The 3,152-nt window shown below is 69.8% G+C and carries 1 protein-coding gene; it reads right to left on the bottom strand.

Annotated features, from left to right (window positions below):
- A partial coding sequence (locus tag AC3A57_RS22850; RefSeq protein WP_487580998.1) for a condensation domain-containing protein occupies window positions 1-3,152 on the bottom strand: 3,152 nt, incomplete at both ends.

Genomic DNA, 3,152 nt, shown 5'->3' with positions numbered 1-3,152 from the left:
GCGTCGGGCGTGCGCTCGGCTTGGTCGCGGAACCGCTCGTGCACGCACGCCTGCGGGTAGGCGCGATCGGTCGCGTTGAGGTCCTCGCACACGCGCGCACGCTCGGAATCGTCGAGCAACTCCGCGCGATCGATGGGAATCCCGGGTCGCGCCGTCATCTGGTCGAGCAGGCGCACGAAGTGGCGCATCATCTGCGCGATCAGCCACTCGTCGTAAAGCTCGGCGTTATAAGCCAGCCGCGCCTGGAAACCGCCGTCGCACGGGAACATGTACAGCTGCAGATCGTGACTGCCGTGGCCGAGGTTGGTTTCGATCGGCCGGGCCACGACGTGGCCGCTGCCGACGGCCTGCCCGCCCTGCGCGTCGTACTCGAACACGACGTCGAACAGCGCGGGTCGGTTCGTCTCGCGGCCGATCCCAAGCCGGTCGACCAGCAGATCGAACGGCAGGTCCGCGTGCTGTAGGGCGCGTCCGCGCGTGCGGGCCACTTCGGCCAGCAGCGTGTCGAAATCGTCCTGCGCACGCACTGCGGTACGCAGCGGGAGAAGATTGGACAGGGAGCCGACCATCGCATCCAGGCCCGGCCGGTCGCGGCCCGCGGCACGGATGCCAACGACCGGTTCGTCATGCCCGCTGTAACGTTTCAGCAAGCCGATGAAGCCTGCCAGCAACACGTCGTCGATCGCCGCTGCGCGATCCTGCGCGAACGCCAGCAAACGTTGGCCCAGGCCGGCTTCGATAGCGAACGCGTGGCGTCCGCCGCCGAACCGTTGCAGCGCCGCACGGGGCCGATTCGACGGCAGTTCCAACGCCTGCGAATGGCCGCGCAGTTGCGGCATCCAGTACATCAGCAAGGGTTCTAGCGCATCGGCGCCGAGCGTCGACTGCCAATGCACGTAGTCGCCGAAGCTCAACGGCAGCGCAGGCAGGACCGGGGGACGGCCCGCATCGATCGCTGCGTAGGCCTCCACGATCTCCCGCGACAGCAGCTGCAGCGAGCGGCGGTCGGCGACAAGCCGGTGAACGACCAGGCACAGCCATGCGCGATCGTCGCTGCCGCGCAGCAAGGCGGCCCGTAGCGGCAAGTCCCGATCAGGACGCAGGGGGCGGTCGGCTTCGGCCAAGGCTCGCGCGAGCGGCGCCTGGCCGTCTTCCAGGTCGATCCGCGCCAGCGGCAGGGCGGATTCCGTCTCCACCCATTGCCAGACCGAAGCGCCGTCGCTCGCGAATCGCGTGCGCAGCGCATCGTGCCGCCCGATGACGGCGTTCAGCGCCGCTTGCAGGTTCTCGGTCGATACCGGGCCGTCGAACTCCAGCAATACAGGCAAGTGGTGATGCGCGGCGGCGGCGCCCTCCGCCCACAACCGCTGCTGGTGCGGCGACAGTCCCAGGCGCTCGTCGGTCCGCGGCCGCACGGCGATCCGTTCAGCGGCGGCGGGCAAGGCCTCCGGCAGGCCCAACTCGTCGATGCGTGTCTGCGGCGCGCTCGCGACGGCGGCCAGCAGGCGGGTGTAGCGCGCGGCCAGTCGCTCGATGGTCGCGGGCTCGAACAGGGCGGCATCGTATTCGTAGGCCACCTCGATCGCGCCGTCGCGCTCGTTCACGTACAGCGTGAGGTCGAACTTGACCGTGTGCTCGGTCAGCGGCAGGTCCTCGATGCTCAGCTCGGGCATGCGCACGACCGGGTCGGCCACGCTCTGCATCTGCACCATGACCTGGAACAGCGGCGGCACGCCGGGGCGGCGCACCGGCTTGAGTTCCTCGAGCAACTTGTCGAACGGCAGGTCCTGGTGCAGGTAGGCCTGGATCAGGGTGGCGCGGACCTGCTGCAGCAAGGATTCGAAACTCTGCGCCGGATCCAGGCGGGTGCGTATCGCCTGGGTGTCCAGGAACAGGCCGATCAGTGGCTCGACTTCGCTGCGGCTGCGGTTGGCGACCACGGTGCCGACGTTGAGATCGTTCTGCCCGTTGTAGCGCGACAGCAGGACGTTGAACGCCGCCATCAGCACCATGAACAAGGTGCCCGAATGGCGTCCGGCCAGTTCGTTGAGGGCGGCCGTGGTCGACTGCGGTATCCGGGCGTGGACCATGCCGCCGACGAAACCCTTGGTCGGCGGACGCGGACGGTCGGTCGGCAAGGTCGAAAGCGGTTGGCTGCCGGCGAGTTGGGCGCGCCAGTAGCGGAGCAGGTGCTCCTGCGCGTCGGCGTCCAGGCAGCGCCGTTGCCACAGCGCATAGTCCGCGTACTGCACCGGCAACGGCGGCAGCGGGTCGAAGGCGTGCGCGACCGAATCGACCGCATAAGCGCGATAGAGCGCGCTCAGCTCGTCGGCGAGCACACCGAGCGACCAGCCGTCGGAAACGATATGGTGCAAGGTCAGCAGCAGGACATGGTCGCGATCGTCCAAGCGCAGCAGGCGGCCGCGGAACAGCGGCCCGCGGGCCAGGTCGAAAGGCTCGCGCGCTTCCGCCCCGCTCCAGTGCTCGATCGCCGCCTCGCGCTGGTCCAGGCCGAGGTCGAGGTCCTGGTAAGCCAGCTCGAACGGCGCCGCCGCGGCGATGCGCTGCACCGGCCGGTCGTCGACCATCTCGAAGCGGGTGCGCAGCGCTTCGTGGCGGTGCACGATGCGGTCCAGCGCGGCCTGCAGCGCCGGCCGATCCAGCCGTCCGCGCAGGCGCAGGGCCACCGGCATGTGATACGCGGCGCTGGCGTCCTCGCCGAACTGCGCGGCCAGCCAAAGGCGCTGCTGCGCGAACGACAGAGGCATCTCGTCCGGACGCTCGGCGGGCGCCAGCGCCGGCAAGGTCGCTGCCTGCGCCTGGCCGGCGACTCGGGCGAAGTCGTGCAGCACCGGGTGGGCGAACACGCTCGACAGGGCCACATTGAGGCCGAGCGCCTGGCGCAGGCGCGAGATCATCCGCACCACCAGCAAGGATTGCCCGCCCAGTTCGAAGAAGCTGTCGTGGCGCCCTACTCGCTCGACTTGCAGGATCTCGCTCCACAGGCCCGCGATCGCGGTTTCCACCGGCCCCTGCGGCGCGGCATAGTTCCTGGGCGCCGCGCCCGCGCCGCTGGGCGCCGGCAATGCGCGCCGATCGAGCTTGCCGTTGCCGGTCAGCGGCAAGGCCGCCAGGGTCACGTAGGCGGCCGG

It is taken from the genome of Lysobacter sp. Soil_C_15 (genome assembly GCF_057657315.1).
This window is presented reverse-complemented; position numbering and strand designations above follow the sequence as displayed.